Origin of the sequence: Paracoccus ferrooxidans (assembly GCF_029909815.1) — a bacterium.
Lineage (GTDB): Bacteria > Pseudomonadota > Alphaproteobacteria > Rhodobacterales > Rhodobacteraceae > Paracoccus > Paracoccus versutus.
Genome location: NZ_CP038201.1, coordinates 374,037 through 389,978 on the forward strand (window position 1 = coordinate 374,037; position 15,942 = coordinate 389,978).

Below are 15,942 nucleotides of genomic sequence, written 5' to 3' on the forward strand. Positions count from 1 at the left end.
ACGGCCCGCTTCCTGGGGAGGGGAAGGGAATGGTCAGAAAGATGAATGGAATGACGGCCGCGGTGCTGCTCGCGGCGCTGGCGTCCGGCGCGACGGCGGCCATGCCCGCGATGGCGGAAACGCTGAAGATGGCAACCGATTCCGGCGCGAAAGGCTCGGATGCGGGCAATGCCATCGAGGCCTGGGCCAAGGAGATCGAAACCGCCACCGACGGCGCGTTGACGGTCGAGATCTTCTACCAGAACGAGTTGGGCGGCCAGCAGGAGGTCTTCGACCTGCTCATGGCCGGCGATGTCGATCTGATGCTGAACTGGCCGATGACCTCATACGACCAGCGCATCTCCCTGATCTATACGCCCTACATGTTCACCGACTGGGATGATGCCCTGGCCGCCTATGGCAAGGACGGCTGGCTCAGCACGGCGCTGTCCGAGGTCTATGCCGATACCGGGCTGAAATACCTCGGTGCCTGGCCCGAGGGTTTCAACGGCGTCGGCACCAAGGGCGGCCACGCCACCACGGTCGAGGCCGCCAGGGCCTTCAAGGTGCGCGTCCCGCCGGTCTCGCCCTTTACCGAAACCATCGCCGCCATGGGCTATCAGACCGCGACCATCGACTGGGGCGAACTCTACTCGGCCATCCAGACCGGGGTCGTCGACGGCGACAGCGCCAACGTGATCTTCTACGACTACGAATATTTCGGCGACGTGCTGACCGATTACGTCCACAGCCGACAGCAGTTCCTGACCGGCATCCTGACCGCGAACCTCGAAAACTGGGAGGCCCTGTCCCCCGAGCATCAGGAGGCAATCGCTGCCGGCGCGGAAAAGGTCATGCTGGCGCAGTTCGAGGCCGCCCGCCGCTCGGACGAGGGCTATGTCGAGGCATGGAAGAAGCGCGGCCATACCTATGTCGAGCTGAGCCCCGAAGAACTGGCCACGCTGGGCAAGACCGTGCGCGAGGCGGTCTGGCCGCAGATGGAGCCGATGATCGGCGCCGAGCTTCTGGACCTCGTCCGGCGGAACGCCGCCGCCGAGTGATCCTCGTCACCCTCGCCGCATGGAGGTTCGCGTGATCGCCTTTCTTGCCATGGCCGACCGGGTCTTTGCCTGGCTCCTGCGAGCCGTCATCCTGGCGACCAGCGCCATCGTCACCCTGTCGCTGGTCGCCCTGGTGGTCTTTCGCGTCTTCTTCAGCCAGTCGCTGCTCGGCATGCACGAGGCAAGCCTGCTTGCCGCCATGTGGCTTTACATGGCGGGTGCCGTCATGGCCTCGCGGCGGTCCGAGCATCTGGTCGTGGATTTCCTCGCGACATCGCTGCGCACGCCCCGCGCCCGGGCGATCCACGGCCTGGTGGTCGCGGTTCTGACGCTGGTCATCGCGGCGATCTTTGCGCTCTGGGTGTGGAAGATGCTGGCCTGGGGGATGAAGCGGCCGCAGATCATCCCGGTCCTGAACCTGCCCCTGTGGTATGCGCAGGCGCCGCTGGCTCTCGCCGCAGTGTCCGCTGTCATCTACGCTCTGCGCGATATCGCCCGCGCGGGTCTTCAGATCGCCCAATCCGGCAAGGAGGCCTGATATGGAGGCTCTACTGGTCCTGGGGCTGCTCCTGGTTCTTTTGGGGATCGGCCTTCCCGTCGCATGGTCCTTCGCCGGCGTCGTCGCGGCCTTGGCCTGGATCTATGACGCCAATCTCAACACGCTGATGTTGCAGGGCTTCCGGTCGCTGAACTCGGTGATCCTGCTGGCCTTGCCGCTGTTCATCCTTGCAGGCTACCTGATGCAGTCGGGGGGCATCGCGAACCGCCTGGTCGCCTGCATCGAGATGGCGATCGGGCGGCGGCGGGGCGGGCTCGGCAATGCGATGGTCGGGGCGGCGGGCGTGTTCGGCGCCATCGCCGGGACGGCCACGGCGGCGGTGGCGGCCATCGGCACGCTGATGATCGACCCGATGGCCGAACGCGGCTATCCGCGCGGCTATTCGGCGGCGCTGCTGGGGATTTCCTCGCTTCTCGGCATCCTCATCCCGCCCTCGATCACCATGATCCTTTTCGCGGTGGCGACCCAGCAATCGGTGGCGGCCTGCTTCGCGGCCTCGATCGTGCCGGGGATCATGCTGATGATCGGGCTGATGATCTTCAATCGCGCCCAGATCGGCCGCCGCATTCACGAAATCCACGACGAGCGCCGGATCCCGGCTGCGGAGAAATGGCGCATCACCCTGCGCACCATCCCCGCCTTTTCGCTGCCGGTCATCATCATCGGCGGCATCTATGGCGGGTTCTTCACGCCAACCGAGGCGGCGGCCTTCGCCGTGCTCGCCGCGGTCCTGATCGGCCTTTTCATCTATCGCGACATGAGCCTGGCGCGGCTGCGCGACAGCACGGTGGCGGCCGCCGAGACCACCGGCTCCATCGTGCTGATCCTGCTGTTTTCCTTCGTGATCGGCCGCATCCTTGTGGCCGAGCGCATCCCGCAGGATCTGACGGAACTGGTGGCGTCGCTGGTCAGCAATCCGATCGGCGTGATGATCCTGGTGAACATGTTCCTGATCATCGCCGGGGCGCTGATCGACGATGTCTCGGTCACGGTGGTGATTGCGCCGCTGCTGCTGCCGCTGATGGTGTCGGTCGAGGTACATCCGGTGCATTTCGCCGCCATCGTCGCGACCTCGGTGGTGATCGGCGCGAACAGCCCGCCGATGGCGCCGATCCTGTTCATGGCCTGCCGGATCGGCAGGGCCTCGGTCCATCAGGCGGTCGGCCCGGCGCTGCGCATGATGGCCTTCGTCGCCTTGCCGGTGATGGTGCTGACGACCTTCATCCCCGCGCTTTCGCTGGGACTGCCACGCTGGCTGGGATTGCTCTAGGCGGGTGGGCTGGCCTGCGCGAGGTGATCCTCCCCCACGGTGTGCGGAGCCGGAACCGACGCGCCCGGCCCCGAGCCGCCGGTCGAGAGACCGGCGACGCTGCAGCGCGGCTTCCTCAGACCGGACAGCCGTGCTTGCCGCAACGATTTGCCAGGGGCTCGCCGAGACCAGGATCATCGTGGAAAGGTGGCGATGCCACGAGAATACCGTGCGCCCGCATGGATCGCTCGGCTACAAGCCTCCGGCTCGGGAAGTCTTCATCCCCGCGTTTCCAGCGCGGACAGCTCGACAACCTGGGCCAGCAACGCCGTCCGCGCTGGAAACACGACCAGCATTGCACTAACAATCAAAATGGGCCGTCATCGGGGGCCGATGGACAAGGCCGGGCGTCGATCAGGGTTCCGCAGACCGGCAGCCACGCCCCGGCGTCGCGTCAGGGTGAGGCGGATCCCTGCGCTGCATATACCAGCACGACGAGCCCTTGGACGGCAACGGCGAGAGCCGGGGGCGCGACCAGCATCACCGCCGGGCCGTATGCCGGCCCTGCGCCATCGCTCGATGGCGGGCAGGGGGGCTCCCGATCGGCCCCCCGCGCCTGGAAGGCCTTCAGCCATGGTTTTCCCTGTCGTTACAGGTCCGCGCAGGCTGCGCCCCGATCTCCGCCTCGCGATCCTTGCGGCGCTGCGTGCCGCTGCGATGGGTGATCGCCAGCAGGACCGACGGTTCCCTGAGCCGCAGCCGATGCCAGCTGCCCGCCGGCACCACCTGGCCGGTCCTCGGCGTCAGTTCCACCGTGCGCATGCCGCTGGCAGCCTCAAGATCCAGCTCCAGCCTGCCGGAGCAGAGGATCAGCAACTCATCGCCGCCGGGATGCATCTCCCAGGAGTCCGGGTGAACGTCCTCGGGGCGTTCGGCAGGGAAGACGGCAAGCGTCCTGCCCTCCGCCGGCCGGTCGCCGGAGGCCAGCGACACCGGGCGGATCCGCGGTCCGTCCTCGAGATGCAGGTGAAAGCGGCTCAGGTCGAGCCCGGAATTCGTATCGGTCATGGCGTTTCTTCCTTTCCGGCCGCGATGTCCTGCGGCCTTGCTTGCATCGATGCCTGGAATATGTGACGAATCCCTCGGCTTTTATATTCGCATTCCCCGTTCATGACCGGAGGATGGTGCAGATGGAGGTGAATCCACGCAAAATCCCGCGCCAGAGCCGGGCGCGCGCCACGGTTCGGGCGATCATCGAAGCGACCGCTCAGGTTCTGGTGCATGCCGGGTTCGAGCGGATGACCACCGCGATGGTGGCGGAACGGGCCGGCGCCAGCATCGGCTCGCTCTACCAGTATTACCCGAGCAAGCAGGCGCTGGCGGCGGCGGTGATCGACCATTACGGCGAGGTCTTTGCCGCGCGCTTCGCCGAGGCGATTGCCGCGCCGGGCGAGACGCTGGCCCGGGCGGTCGATGCGCTCGTCGCGACCGCCTTCCAGGACCATCCGCACGATCCCCGGCTGCACCAGGCCCTGATCGAGATCGCGCCGCGCGTCGGCCGGGCCGAGCATCGCAAGGCGCTCAGCGCCCGCATCGCCGCGCTGATCGAGGCGCGGTTGCGGCGCCATGCGGACGAGTTGGCCGCCGATCTCGATCCGGCCGAGGCGGCGGCGATGCTGGAGGCCGTGCTGGAGACCGCCGCGCACCGGGCGCTGGAACAGCATCCCGCCGGCCTGCCGACCGCAAGGCTCGCGGCCCAGTGCCGGCGGATGATCATGGCCTACCTCACATGCCCGGCGGGGCGCTCGTGAGGGAAGTTTTCATGTTGGCCGCTCCTTGGGTGTCCCAAAGCGGAGTGCCGGGGATATGTTCGACAGTCGATGATGAGCCAGGTTCTCGGCAACCTGGAAAGCCATAAACGGCAGTATCAGATGGCGGAAACCGCCCGCGAGGCAGCCTTCGCAGCCGCCCAGGTGATTGAAGAGGACTTGGGTAGATCCGGTTCCGGTCAGATGCCCAAGCCAGGGTTCCAGCGCCTTGTTGCTGAGGTCTGTGCCGGATCGGTCGAAATACTTTGCTACATTGAGACATCCCTGCAGAAAGATGCCGCATAGTTCGCCATTTTCGTGGAATGTCCCTTTCTTGAATAGATTCCTGGCATAATCTCTTTTCTACAGCTGTTTGGTGGGATTCGAGCTGGTTGAAACAGACCGCTGAGAAAGGCTGTCACAACTGTTTTCAGGAAGCGTGGTGGTCGAGATGGTGATCAGGCCGGGTCCCGGATGACGTCCGCCCAGTCCGAGTTCTTTTCGGCTTCGCCGCGGACGAATGGGCAGAGCGGCACGATCTGCCGACCGCTTTCGCGGGCATCCTCCACCATCCGCTTGACCAGCGCCTGGGCCATGGTCCGGCTTCTCGCGCCTTTGGACATGGCAGTATAATAGGCCACGCGGAGCTGCGGAGTCGGATCGGTTACGACCAGCTCCACATGAGGCCCGGAGGGGCGGGCGATATAGCGAGCTTTTCCAATAAACTCTTCGTATTCGATTTGCATGGAGATCGACCTTTTTCAAGTATCGCCTTATTAATTGAAAAACTGGCAGCTTCAGACCATGTGGTGGATGGTGCGCTATATCCCCGCTTCGTTTATGAAATGAATTTCAGCCTGCATCATGCCGTGTTTCATGCACAAGCAATGAACCGATGATCGCGACCATGGCTCCGAACACACCGCCGCCCAGATATCCGTAGATAATCGACATAAGGCTCATGTCGAGAATCCAACAGGCAGTCGCGGTCAAAGCGATGATCATGATCGCCCATCCCGATACCAGAAAGAGGAATACGACGAGATAGGCCGATGGTTGATCATCATCCGAGCTCGAAAAGGAAGAGCAATCCCTTTGATTGGCGCTACTGGCAGGACGCTTACGTTTCGCTCTATTCATGCAATGACCGATTTGAGAACCTGAATAATCTTCACTATCACGCCGATTGACGTGCCTGTCGCCGGGAGCCACTAACGCTCCCTTGTCCCGGATGTTTCTCTGGCTTGTCCCGAGGCTGAGATATCTGGCAGTCTGTTTCGTGACGTGGCGTCCGTCAGGGAAACGACTGCAGCGGCGCGCGGGCTGAAGGGGCAACGCATGACGGGTGAGCAGAAGGGTATCCGGGTGCTTCTGGTTGAGGATGAAGAGACGGTGCTGCAGCTTCATGGCGCCGTGCTGGTCGGTGCGGGTTGCGTCGTGGACGAAGCGCCCACTCTCGCCTGCTTCCGGGACAGGATTGCCCGCTCGCGTTATGACATCGTTCTGCTTGATCTGTGTTTGCCCGATGGCAATGCGCTGGAGGCGATATCCGAGATTCGCCGGGGCACGTCGGCCGGGATCATCGTCGCAACCTCGAACCGCGACCCCGACGATCGGCTGACCGGCCTGGAACAGGGAGCGGACGAATATCTGGAAAAGCCCGTGCATCCGCGCGAGCTGGTCGCGCGCGTGCGCAACCTTGCGGGGCGGCTCGCGGTCGCGAAGCGCGAGGAGAAGATGGAGTTGGTCCACCACTTCCAGGGCTGGAGCGTCGATCTGGCGGCGCGAACCGTCAGGCTTCACGACGGCGACACGCTGCAATTGACGGAAAACGAGTTTCGCCTGCTGGACGTGCTGATCCGAAACGCTGCGAAGCCGGTGCATCGGGAACGCCTGCTGACCGCGTTGGGCAGCGACGAGGAGGCAACGGACCGGGCGGTCGACAAGGCCATCTATCGATTGCGGGTCAAGCTGCATGCGGTCCTGGGCCATGCCACCCCCCTGATCGAGACGGTGCATGGCTTCGGCTATCGCTTCATCGCGGAGATCCTCTAGCATGGCCGGCGTCCCGCCGGACTCCCGGAGAGCCGCGATGGCCGATGAAGCTGAAAGCATGACCACCTTCGCCGTTCTGCGGCCGGATGGGCTGATCAGCTATTGCAGCGCGCCCTTTGCGCACCTGCTTGGTTCCGAGGAACGGGTGGTTGTCGGCACGCCTATCGGTGCATGGCTTCGCCCCGTCGAGGGGGCGGCGTCCGGATGGTTCGCTGTCGTCCGGCAGTCAGAGGGACATCTTTTGCGGACAGGTGGGGTCGGGCAATTCCGTTACCGGCTCGATCCCATGGCCGGGGGCGGTGCGGTGCTGCATCTGATGCACGGGACCGGAAACCTCGACCCGATCTATGCGCGGGCCTTCCAGCTCAATCCCGGCCTGTCCGCCCTTTCGGTCCTGGACACCGGAGAGCATCTGGATGTCAACGACGCCTGGCTCAGGAACATGGAATATCGGCGCGAGGAGGTGATCGGCCGCACCGCAAGCGAGATGCAGGTGTGGGAGCAGGGCGATACGAGCCGGACGGAAATCGTTCGCAGGCTGCGCGAGGATGGAAAGATCGAGAACTTCCAGGCCCGGATGCGGACGCGGACCGGTAAGCTGCGAGACATCCTGGTCAGCGCCGAGCTTGTCGAACATGCGGGCCGGAAGCTGGCCTTCTTTGCTTCGCACGACATCACCGAAGTGAAGAAGGCGCAAGAGGAACTCGAAGCGCTGAACCGGCAACTCGAACAGCGGATCGCCGAGCGGACCGCGGAGATCGTGCGGAAGAACCGCGAACTTGCCGAGGCGGCCGAACGCGCCCAGGCGGCGAACGAGGCCAAGAGCCAATTCCTGTCGGTCATGAGCCATGAAATCCGCACGCCGCTGAATGCACTGCTCAACATGGCCGAGTTGCTGATCGAGGACGGCAACCCTGCGCCCGCCGCGGCCCATCTGTCCGGCATCGCCAGTTCCGCACGCGCGCTGGCCGCCATCGTGGACGATGTGCTGGACTTTTCCCGCATCGAGTCCGGCCACCTGGAGATCTACCCCGCCGCGACGGATATCGGCCGGCTTTGCGAAGAAGCCGTGCGCGGCGTCGCGCCGCTGGCGCATCGGAAGGGGCTGGATATCGTCCTGACCTTCGGACAGCGGCTGCCCGCATCCGCGATGGTGGACCCGCTGCGGCTGCGCCAGATCCTGTTCAACCTTGTCGGCAATGCCATCAAATATACTCGGAAAGGCTGGATCGAGGTCAGGGCCGATGTCACGGGCGAAACCGCGGAACCCCAGTTGCTGGTCGAGGTGACCGATACCGGGATCGGCATCCGTCCCAACGATCTGGAGCGGATATTCGAACGATTTTCCCGCATCGGCGCTGATGCCAACCACGAGATCCACGGCGCAGGACTTGGCCTGAACATTTCGGCCGGGCTGGCCCGGGCCATGGGCGGCACGATCAGGGTCGAAAGCGAGGTCGACCGGGGCAGTGCCTTCCGCGTGACCTTGCCGCTGGTAACATGCGGCGAGCTTGCCGAGGACCCCTTGCGCCAACCCTTGCAAGGCCGCGTGGCCCTGCTCGGCCCGGCCAGCAGGACTCGCGCGGCATTCGAAGCGATCCTGAAGAGGCAGGGGGTGGGTGCCTGCGTCCTCGATACCGCCGAGCCAGAGTTGGTCGCATCGTCTTCGGAAATGGACGCAGCGCTAATCATCCTGCCCATCGCTTCGGAGGGGTTGGATGCGAATGGCACCGCCAGCCTTTCGGACTGGTTCGCCGCAGCCAAGGCCCTGAGCGACAGGGTCTTGGTGTTGGCCCCGCTTGGAAATGCGTCCTATCGCACCCTGGCCGAGAAAAGCGGGCTTCGCGTGGAGGCTTATCCCCTGGCTCCGCCGAGGCTGCTTGCGGTCCTGCAGGGCAGGGCGGCGCCCGATCCGCGACCGGCGCCGGAGAAAGAGCTTTCGCTGGCGGGGATCAGGGTTCTCGTCGCCGATGACGGCGAGGAAAATCGGCTCGTCGCGCAATGGGTGTTGTCGGCCTCCGGTGCCCAGGTGATAACGATGGAGTCGGGCCGCTCGGCGATCGACTGCGCGATGAGGCAATCCTTCGACATCCTGCTGCTGGACCTGAGGATGCCCGATCTCAGCGGCTATGAAACGGCAGTGCGGATCAGGGCCTTGGGCGGATGGGCGGCCGACGTTCCCATCGTAGCGGTGTCGGCCAATATTGCCCCCGATAAGGCGCAGATGCAGGCGGCCGGGATCGACGGCTTTCTCGCCAAGCCCTTCACCCCTACGGCACTGCGCGCGAAAGTGCAGGGCCACCTGCGTCATTCGGCAGGTGACACCGAGCCGGACGATTCTATCAGGACGGATGCGACACCCGTGCTCGATGAGAGCTTTCTGGCCGCCCAGGTCACCTATGCCGGACCGGATGCGGTTGGGAAGGCGATTGCGGGTTTCCTCGGTAACTTGGACGGTCGGCTGTCTCGTATCTGGTCCGGCGCCGATGCAAGGGAGCGCGCCGATGCCGCCCATACGCTTGCCGGTGCGGCCGGCGCGCTGGGGCTGCTGGATCTGGCAACCCATTGCAGGCGGCTCGCGAGCGACAGGGGCGACAGCCCGACAGCGTCCTTGCGGCAAGACCGAGACATCCTGGCGTCAAGTGCGGGACGAGCCGTTGCCGCCTTGAGGGAGGTCAGGGATAAATTCGCTGCCGGTTCATCCCGACAGGAGTGAAACCTCCGGCTGCGGGCGACGCGGGGGGATGAGAAAGGGGAGGCAGCGAGTCCGTCCGCGGGAGTGATCATGTTCGACTCAGAACTTTGCTGTCGTCGGAACGTGCGTGGCTTGGGGAAGAAAGGCGGAAGCGTCCGCCGGATCGCCCTGAGATGAGCAGGAAGATGCAAAACGGGCCAGCGGGGGGAGTATTCGACCAGATATTCGTGTGGCTAATACACGGATCAGCGATTACGCTGGCGCTGCGTTCAGCCTTGTGCAGGTCCCCGTGATGCCGGGTCCTGACGATTGAAGGCCACCAGATAAGATGCAACGCCGCGGTGGCTTTAGTGAAAAGGTTCCATCGTGCTCGAATCCAAACCAAAGACACCATTGGCCGATCAGCATTTCTTTCTGTCGCCTCAGTTGAGCGAAGGCCAGAGTTCGGACGACGATATCGATCTGAACATCATCGCCAGCACCTATCGCTCGATCATCGATGAACATGCTTTCGATGAGATGGTGGCGAGTTGGGAAGCCAAGCTCGCATCGTCCGGCGGAGATGCTGAGCATCCCAAAGTCTCCAAGGGGCTGTTCAGCCAGTTGCTGACCTTCCGCAACACCTTGGAAAAGCTGGACGTCCCCACCGAGAACGACCCGCTGAAACTGGCGGTTTCCGAAGTGCCTGGACCGGCGACTGTGCTGTCTCCAAACGGCAATGTCGCGGTCATCAACATTGCGGGCGAACGCGCGTTCGGCAAGCGCCAGGGCGCGTTCATGGACGCTGCAGTCATCGCGCCGAATTCTCTGGAGGACTATCGTGCCCTGTTGCGTGCCGCCACCGGTCAGGGCAACGCGGCGCAAGCGATCCTGACGATCCTGCCGGCCACCGAGGGCTATGGCGAATCCTTCCTGGCCGAGGGCTACCTGATCCGCGTGCCGGGCCAGAGCGGCGCCCATATCGCCATCCGTTCCCTGGAAATCGCCTGGGGTCCGCGGATCGCCGAGCGCTTGCAACAGGCCTTCGGCCTGACGCAGGCCGAATCCGAGGTCGCGCATCTGTTCTTTCGCCTGCGCAACCTCGAATCGATCGCGACAGAGCGAGGCGTGTCGCTGCTGACGGTGCGCACCCAGATCAAGACGATCATGGCCAAGATGGGCGCCCCCTCGAATATCGACCTGATGCGCCTGCTGGCCATGATCGCCAGCCGTGAACATGTCGGGCTTCGGGGCGAAGCCCCTGTCTGGCACGACCCCCTGGGCCGCGAAAAGCTGATCGAGATGCCCGATGGCCGCAAGATCGCTTGGACCTGGATGGGCGCGAAGCGGGGCATCCCCGTGGTCATGCTGCGGGGATTGCCGATGACCTATCTGCTGCCTGGCGACGGAGAAGCCCGGCTGCGCGACGCTGGCATCTGTCTCTATGTTCCGTCGCGACCCGGTCACGGGAACAGCACCATGGACTCCTCGCTTGATGTGATGAGCGACAATCTTGTCGCATTGCGGGTCTTTCTCGACCAGGTCGTCGGCCGCCCTTGCCTTGGCGTCGGATTGGCCAGCGGCACCTTGCCTCTGGTCGTCGAAGCGGTGGCAAATCCCACGCGCTTCCACGGAATACTGGCGATCGGCTTCTCGTGCGGGATCGATCCTTCGGGAGTCCAGCGCCTGCCGCAGATTCAACGCATCATGCTGCAACTCGCAGACAGTGCGCCATGGGTTGCCGAACTGATGGCCAAATCGGGACACCGGATGATGCGCCAGCACGGCCTGGACTGGTATCTGGAACGCGCCTTCCGCCATACGCCGCTGAACCAGCAAACGGTGCGTAACCCCGATTGGACGGCATTGATCCGGAACGCCTGTGAACATCTGCTGAAGCAGGGCCACGCGACCTTTGTGCGGGAATTGCAGCTTTCGCGCCACAGCATGGACACCGCGCTGCGCGAGTTGCGCATACCCATGCGATATCTGGCGCCCACCGAAGATCCCGGCATCGATCTTGCTTCGTGCAGGCAGCTGGAAAGGATCAATCCCCTGATCACCGTCGAGCCGGTCACCGATGCGGCCGAGTTGGTTTTTTACCAGCGCAATGACCTCATCCTTGATCGTATCATCGCCTTGGCACACCGAAACTGAGCTGCATACACCAATCGGCGTATGACACCGCGGATCGCCATCCTCTAGAGCGGCCACGCAGGGCGCACGGCTGGTGCGCAATAAATTGTTCAGCTTGGATATTGAGCGCCAGACCGATCTTTGGACTGGTGGTTTTGCAACGCGAGGGATTGATGAGCGACGCAACGATCATGCGGCGACGCCGCCAAGCACCGGAATACGTGGCCACCCCGGACATGGCAGCCTTCACCATCGGGCAGATTGCCATCACCGCGTTAAGGGAAGAGGGTGGGCTTTCCGTGGAAATACTGCGCAGGCACTTGGCCCGGGTCGCTTCCGGACAAGAGGATGCTGTCGCTAGCCGCGTGAGCCCGGACATGGCCCTGGGCGCGCTTCATTATATCGAAACCTCCTTGCAGAACAAGGTAGCCTGAAGAGCTGGCCGCACCAGGCTGTCGGATCACTTTCTCTATTTAAAGTTCTGCAATCATATCATTTTATTCATAGACAGGGGATGCGGCTTGCAATGCATCCTTCCAAGACGTGTTTCGACCCGCTCAGCGGGGAGGAGGTGGGGCACATTACCCGGCACCTCAGAGGAATTCGAGAGGCCCGGGTGAATTTTCTCGGTCAGGACGATGAACTGGAAGGGGCGCTGGATAACCTGCTCCAGGCTCTTTCGCCACCTGGCGCAGGATCCGCCCGCAGCGTGACGCGTTGCGGCCAGGGGGTTTGCCCGTCCCGCAGCAGATCAGCGCCTCGCGCCAAAAGCCCTCCGCGTGGCTGTCGTGGAACAGGTGGAAATGGCCGATGGCCCGCCGCCCGTAATCGGCGGGATGCAGCAATACCACCGTGCGGTCCGCGCCGGTATAATAGCCAAGCGTGCGACGGATCGCAGACACGCTTCCCAACTCGTCATTCGCAACCGCGACCGCAAGGATATCCGCGCCAGGCACCTGCCTGCTGTCATTTAGCGCGATGGTGACGTAGTGATGGCAAAACGATTCAGGCCAGACAATGCGCACTCATATTGCTGCTCTTCTCGCTCTCATGATCGCCACCGGATGCGCGGTCGGTTCTGGTGCAGTGGTCAAGGGCGTCGGGCCGGACGATCTCCTGAAGCTTCGCGAAGGCCCTGGCCTCAATCACAACATCATCATCGGCCTGCCCGACGGAACGCGCCTCACCCGTCAGAGCTGCGTCACGAATAACGGTAAGGTCTGGTGCAGAGTCTCGCTGACCGACCGGCCTGCTATCTCGGGTTACGTTTCAGCGGACTATCTGGCACATCGCTGACAGCAACTTAGCCCGTAGTTGCCCGTCACCCGATCTATGCTGCGCGGCGGTGTTTCCGAAAGCTGCCTATTGGATCACCGCTGCAGTAGCGTCTCGATCTACGTGGTCAGCGGAACATGTTGACCTGCCCCCCGGAAGTTCCCTCGCTGTGATGTAGAGTCTGCCCAACCTGAGAAGGAGCAGACGACATGAGGAAAAGCCGGTTCACCGAGGCGCAGATTATCGGGATGATCAAGGAGCAGGAGGCGGGTTTGCCGACTTCCGAGCTTTGCCGGAAGCACGGGTTGAGCCCCGCGACGTTCTACAAGCTCAAGGCGAAGTATGGCGGGATGGACCTGTCGGACGCCAAGCGGCTGAAGCAGCTCGAGGACGAGAACGCGAAGCTGAAGCGCCTTCTGGCCGATGCCATGCTGGACAACGTGGTTCTGAAGGATCTCTTGGGAAAGCCCTGACGACACCGGTGCAACGGCGGGACGCGGTGCTGCGGGCGATGAAGGATCATCCGATCTCTCAGCGTCGGGCCTGTGTCCTGATCGGTGTCGATCCGAAGACGGTGCGGCGTGACAGGCCACCCGACAACCCGGAAATCCGTGAGGAGATGCACAAGATTGCCGAGAAGCGCCGGCGGTTCGGCTACCGGCGCGTGGGCATCCTGCTGGAGCGCAAGGGCATGATCATGAACGAGAAGAAGCTCTATCGCATCTACCGGGAAGAGGGCCTGTCGGTGCGCCGCAGGCGTGGCCGCAAGAGGGCACGAGGTAGCCGGACGCCAATACCAGCGCCGTTGAGGCCAAACCAGCGGTGGTCGTTAGACTTCCTGTCCGACACGTTCGGGGCCTGCCGCAAGTTCCGCATTCTGGCTGTGAACGACGATTGCTGCCGCGAGAACCTGGCGTTGATCGCTGACACGAGCATCTCTGGGGCTCGGGTGGCACGGGAACTGGATGCGCTGGTCAGGATTTACGGCAAGCCCGCTTGCATCGTCAGCGACAACGGAACCGAGTTCACCAGCAAGGCCATCCTGAAATGGGCCAACGCGAACGGCGTCGAATGGCACTACATCGACCCGGGCAAGCCGCAGCAGAATGGCTACATCGAAAGCTTCAACGGCAGCCTGCGCGACGAATGCCTGAACGAGGAAATCTTCGACAGCCTGGCTGATGCCCGCCGCAAACTGGCCCTCTGGCGCTACGACTACAACAACGTCAGGCCCCATTCCTCGCTGGGCAACAAGACCCCGTCCGACGCGCGCCGAGCGCTTGAGCAATCTGAGGGCTCCGCGCCCGGCGCGCTTGCCACACCCGAAACCAACCAATATCAACCCCAAGGACTCTCGTTATGAACGAGGGACGACCGGGGGGCAGGTCACATGCGCTACCGCACTCTCGGCCCGAGCGGCCTGCTGGTCTCGGAACTCTGCCTCGGCACCATGACCTTCGGCGGCTCGGACGGCATGTGGGGCCAGATCGGCCAGCTGCGCCAGGACGAGGCCGACAGCTTGGTCAGGGCGGCCTTCGATGCCGGCATCAATTTCATCGACACCGCCAATGTCTATGCCGGCGGCGAGAGCGAGCGGATCCTCGGCCAGGCCATCCGCAACCTCGGCATTCCGCGCGACGAGGTGGTGATCGCGACCAAGGTGATGGGGGTGATGGGCGAAGGCCCGAACGCCCGCGGCGCCTCGCGCGGCCATATCATGGCGCAGGCCAAGGCCAGCCTGGAGCGGCTGCAGATGGATCACATCGACCTCTACCAGATCCACGGCTTCGATCCGCTGACCCCGATCGCCGAGACGCTCGAGGCGCTCGATACGCTCGTGCGGCAGGGCCATCTGCGCTACATCGGGTTGTCGAACTGGGCGGCCTGGCAGATCGTCAAGGCGGTCGGCATCACCGAGGCGCGCAAGCTCGCGCCGATCCTGTCGCTGCAGGCCTATTACACGCTGGTCGGTCGCGATCTGGAACGCGAGATCGTGCCGATGCTGCAGGCCGAGGGCATCGGCCTGATGGTCTGGAGCCCGCTGGCGGGCGGCTTCCTGTCGGGCAAATACAGCGACGGCAGCACCGCGAACAACGGCCGCCGGGCGAGCTTCGACTTCCCGCCGGTCGATCTGGCGCGCGGCGATGCCGCCATCGCCGTGATGCGCGGGATCGCATCGACCAAGGGCTGCACGGTGGCGCAGGTGGCGCTGGCCTGGCTTCTGCATCAGCCGGTGGTGACCAGCGTGATCGTCGGGGTGAAGCGGATCGACCAGTTGCAGGACAATATCCGCTCGACCGAGGTGGCGCTGACTGCCGAGGACCTGGCAGCGCTCGACAGGGTAACGAGGCTGCCCGCCGAATATCCGGGCTGGATGCTGGAGCGACAGTCGCAATATCGCGCGACCTTCGCCTCGCAAGAGGGCTGAGATCCCGGTAGCGTCCCGCCAGCACCTGTGGGCGGGGCGACGACGCCGGTGCCGGGCGGCGTTCGAACGGTTGAGACTATGCTCGAATCTGATATGATCGAGCATGAAGGAGTTGTCACCATGCCCAATGTCCATCTGACGGAACCGATGCGGGACTATGTCGAGGGCCAGATCAGGTCCGGTGCCTATGCCAACCTCAGCGAGGTCGTGCGCGCGGGGATCCGCCTGTTGATGGAGAAGGACGGCGCAAGACAGTTCTATGCGCTGAAGGCGGAACTTGAGGAAGCTGCCGCCGCAGCCGAGGCGGGGGGCTTCGCGGATTTCGACGCCCGTGCCTTCGAGCCGGACGCCTTCCGAGGCTGACCCTCCGAATGGCGATCAGGCTATCCGACCTTGCCCGGCAGGATCTGGAGGAGATCCGCCAATATACGGTCGAACAGTGGGGTAGGGAGCAATGGCTGCGCTATTATCGGGGTCTTGCTTCTGCGTTCGAGCGGATTGAGCAGGCGCCGCTCTCGGGCCGACCGCGAGATCTGTTCCTGCCGGGGATGCGTTCGCTCAATTACGGAAAGCACATCATCTTCTACGCGCCGATCAAGGCCGCAGGAGACGCGGTTGTCGTGCTGCGGATACTGCATCAGAGGCGGCAGCTTCCCGCGCTGGTCTATTATGAAGACATTGAATGAAATCGGCTTCGGGAGCTTTTTCGTGCTGCGGG

Annotated in this window: 19 protein-coding genes; 15 read left to right on the top strand and 4 right to left on the bottom strand. The window is 63.6% G+C overall.

Annotation, left to right across the window (positions count from 1 at the left end):
• Positions 1-50: 50 nt before the first annotated feature.
• From dctP to E3U26_RS14880, 4 genes are all read left to right on the top strand, one after another.
• Positions 51-1,040, top strand: a complete 990-nt coding sequence (gene dctP, locus E3U26_RS14865) for a TRAP transporter substrate-binding protein DctP (protein WP_499106320.1) — start codon at positions 51-53, stop codon at positions 1,038-1,040.
• A 31-nt stretch (positions 1,041-1,071) separates the two neighbouring features.
• The gene (locus E3U26_RS14870; RefSeq protein WP_499106321.1) at positions 1,072-1,578 is read left to right on the top strand and encodes a TRAP transporter small permease; all 507 of its coding nucleotides are present in this window, start codon (positions 1,072-1,074) and stop codon (positions 1,576-1,578) included.
• 1 nt (position 1,579) lies between these two features.
• Positions 1,580-2,869 (top strand): TRAP transporter large permease, encoded by a 1,290-nt coding sequence (locus E3U26_RS14875; RefSeq protein WP_499106322.1) that lies wholly within the window; start codon positions 1,580-1,582, stop codon positions 2,867-2,869.
• A 130-nt stretch (positions 2,870-2,999) separates the two neighbouring features.
• Positions 3,000-3,212, top strand: coding sequence for an integrase core domain-containing protein (locus E3U26_RS14880; RefSeq protein WP_499106323.1), 213 nt, complete (start codon positions 3,000-3,002; stop codon positions 3,210-3,212).
• Positions 3,213-3,475: 263 nt separating this feature from the next.
• Here E3U26_RS14880 and E3U26_RS14885 read toward each other — a convergent pair whose 3' ends face one another.
• The gene (locus tag E3U26_RS14885; RefSeq protein ID WP_499106324.1) at positions 3,476-3,916 is read right to left on the bottom strand and encodes a cupin domain-containing protein; all 441 of its coding nucleotides are present in this window, start codon (positions 3,914-3,916) and stop codon (positions 3,476-3,478) included.
• 122 nt (positions 3,917-4,038) lie between these two features.
• On the opposite strand from E3U26_RS14885, the gene E3U26_RS14890 reads away from it, so the two are divergent.
• Both E3U26_RS14890 and E3U26_RS14895 read left to right on the top strand, forming a co-directional pair.
• The gene (locus E3U26_RS14890) at positions 4,039-4,659 is read left to right on the top strand and encodes a TetR/AcrR family transcriptional regulator (protein ID WP_499106325.1); all 621 of its coding nucleotides are present in this window, start codon (positions 4,039-4,041) and stop codon (positions 4,657-4,659) included.
• A gap of 72 nt (positions 4,660-4,731) precedes the next feature.
• On the top strand, positions 4,732-4,962 hold the full coding sequence (locus E3U26_RS14895) for a recombinase family protein (RefSeq protein ID WP_499106326.1): 231 nt from the start codon (positions 4,732-4,734) through the stop codon (positions 4,960-4,962).
• 152 nt (positions 4,963-5,114) lie between these two features.
• Here the strand turns inward: E3U26_RS14895 and E3U26_RS14900 are convergent, their stop codons facing one another.
• Together E3U26_RS14900 and E3U26_RS14905 are read right to left on the bottom strand one after the other, a co-directional pair.
• On the bottom strand, positions 5,115-5,402 hold the full coding sequence (locus tag E3U26_RS14900; protein ID WP_036753045.1) for a GNAT family N-acetyltransferase: 288 nt from the start codon (positions 5,400-5,402) through the stop codon (positions 5,115-5,117).
• A gap of 106 nt (positions 5,403-5,508) precedes the next feature.
• A complete protein-coding gene (locus E3U26_RS14905) occupies positions 5,509-5,868 on the bottom strand; it encodes a hypothetical protein (protein ID WP_499106327.1) in 360 nt (119 codons plus the stop codon).
• Between the two features lie 126 nt (positions 5,869-5,994).
• On the opposite strand from E3U26_RS14905, the gene E3U26_RS14910 reads away from it, so the two are divergent.
• From E3U26_RS14910 to E3U26_RS14925, 4 genes are all read left to right on the top strand, one after another.
• Positions 5,995-6,711, top strand: a complete 717-nt coding sequence (locus tag E3U26_RS14910) for a response regulator transcription factor (RefSeq protein ID WP_011746429.1) — start codon at positions 5,995-5,997, stop codon at positions 6,709-6,711.
• A 37-nt stretch (positions 6,712-6,748) separates the two neighbouring features.
• Positions 6,749-9,427: a hybrid sensor histidine kinase/response regulator gene (locus E3U26_RS14915; protein ID WP_499106328.1), complete on the top strand. Its 2,679-nt coding sequence runs from the start codon at positions 6,749-6,751 to the stop codon at positions 9,425-9,427.
• A 345-nt stretch (positions 9,428-9,772) separates the two neighbouring features.
• The gene (locus E3U26_RS14920) at positions 9,773-11,542 is read left to right on the top strand and encodes a helix-turn-helix transcriptional regulator (protein WP_499106329.1); all 1,770 of its coding nucleotides are present in this window, start codon (positions 9,773-9,775) and stop codon (positions 11,540-11,542) included.
• Between the two features lie 152 nt (positions 11,543-11,694).
• The gene (locus E3U26_RS14925) at positions 11,695-11,955 is read left to right on the top strand and encodes a hypothetical protein (protein ID WP_499106331.1); all 261 of its coding nucleotides are present in this window, start codon (positions 11,695-11,697) and stop codon (positions 11,953-11,955) included.
• Positions 11,956-12,114: 159 nt separating this feature from the next.
• On the opposite strand, the gene E3U26_RS14930 is transcribed toward E3U26_RS14925, so the two are convergent.
• Complete coding sequence (locus E3U26_RS14930; RefSeq protein WP_499106332.1) at positions 12,115-12,546, bottom strand: hypothetical protein; 432 nt, start codon at positions 12,544-12,546, stop codon at positions 12,115-12,117.
• On the opposite strand from E3U26_RS14930, the gene E3U26_RS14935 reads away from it, so the two are divergent.
• From E3U26_RS14935 to E3U26_RS14955, 5 genes are all read left to right on the top strand, one after another.
• Complete coding sequence (locus tag E3U26_RS14935) at positions 12,539-12,817, top strand: SH3 domain-containing protein (protein WP_072464330.1); 279 nt, start codon at positions 12,539-12,541, stop codon at positions 12,815-12,817. The two genes, E3U26_RS14930 and E3U26_RS14935, sit on opposite strands and share 8 nt — an antisense overlap.
• A gap of 188 nt (positions 12,818-13,005) precedes the next feature.
• Positions 13,006-14,159, top strand: a protein-coding gene (locus tag E3U26_RS14940; protein ID WP_114537220.1) for an IS3-like element ISPfe1 family transposase whose coding sequence is annotated in 2 segments (ribosomal slippage) — positions 13,006-13,252 and positions 13,252-14,159 — 1,155 coding nt in all. Because the reading frame shifts where the segments join, the coding sequence is not laid out codon by codon here.
• Between the two features lie 27 nt (positions 14,160-14,186).
• Complete coding sequence (locus tag E3U26_RS14945) at positions 14,187-15,224, top strand: aldo/keto reductase (RefSeq protein WP_499106333.1); 1,038 nt, start codon at positions 14,187-14,189, stop codon at positions 15,222-15,224.
• A gap of 120 nt (positions 15,225-15,344) precedes the next feature.
• Positions 15,345-15,587 carry a ribbon-helix-helix domain-containing protein gene (locus E3U26_RS14950; RefSeq protein WP_499106334.1) on the top strand — a complete coding sequence of 81 codons (243 nt, stop codon included), beginning with the start codon at positions 15,345-15,347 and terminating at the stop codon, positions 15,585-15,587.
• Between the two features lie 8 nt (positions 15,588-15,595).
• Positions 15,596-15,910: a type II toxin-antitoxin system RelE/ParE family toxin gene (locus E3U26_RS14955; protein WP_499106335.1), complete on the top strand. Its 315-nt coding sequence runs from the start codon at positions 15,596-15,598 to the stop codon at positions 15,908-15,910.
• Positions 15,911-15,942: the final 32 nt, after the last annotated feature.

What these genes read in the sequence shown, in the direction of transcription:
- dctP (WP_499106320.1), top strand. Translation starts at nt 51, where the DNA reads ATGACGGCCGCGGTGCTGCTCGCGGCGCTGGCGTCCGGCGCGACGGCG.
- E3U26_RS14915 (WP_499106328.1), top strand. Translation starts at nt 6,749, where the DNA reads ATGGCCGATGAAGCTGAAAGCATGACCACCTTCGCCGTTCTGCGGCCG.
- E3U26_RS14890 (WP_499106325.1), top strand. Translation starts at nt 4,039, where the DNA reads ATGGAGGTGAATCCACGCAAAATCCCGCGCCAGAGCCGGGCGCGCGCC.
- E3U26_RS14955 (WP_499106335.1), top strand. Translation starts at nt 15,596, where the DNA reads ATGGCGATCAGGCTATCCGACCTTGCCCGGCAGGATCTGGAGGAGATC.
- E3U26_RS14935 (WP_072464330.1), top strand. Translation starts at nt 12,539, where the DNA reads ATGCGCACTCATATTGCTGCTCTTCTCGCTCTCATGATCGCCACCGGA.
- E3U26_RS14950 (WP_499106334.1), top strand. Translation starts at nt 15,345, where the DNA reads ATGCCCAATGTCCATCTGACGGAACCGATGCGGGACTATGTCGAGGGC.
- E3U26_RS14895 (WP_499106326.1), top strand. Translation starts at nt 4,732, where the DNA reads ATGAGCCAGGTTCTCGGCAACCTGGAAAGCCATAAACGGCAGTATCAG.
- E3U26_RS14885 (WP_499106324.1), bottom strand. Translation starts at nt 3,916, where the DNA reads ATGACCGATACGAATTCCGGGCTCGACCTGAGCCGCTTTCACCTGCAT.
- E3U26_RS14900 (WP_036753045.1), bottom strand. Translation starts at nt 5,402, where the DNA reads ATGCAAATCGAATACGAAGAGTTTATTGGAAAAGCTCGCTATATCGCC.
- E3U26_RS14925 (WP_499106331.1), top strand. Translation starts at nt 11,695, where the DNA reads ATGAGCGACGCAACGATCATGCGGCGACGCCGCCAAGCACCGGAATAC.
- E3U26_RS14875 (WP_499106322.1), top strand. Translation starts at nt 1,580, where the DNA reads ATGGAGGCTCTACTGGTCCTGGGGCTGCTCCTGGTTCTTTTGGGGATC.
- E3U26_RS14910 (WP_011746429.1), top strand. Translation starts at nt 5,995, where the DNA reads ATGACGGGTGAGCAGAAGGGTATCCGGGTGCTTCTGGTTGAGGATGAA.
- E3U26_RS14945 (WP_499106333.1), top strand. Translation starts at nt 14,187, where the DNA reads ATGCGCTACCGCACTCTCGGCCCGAGCGGCCTGCTGGTCTCGGAACTC.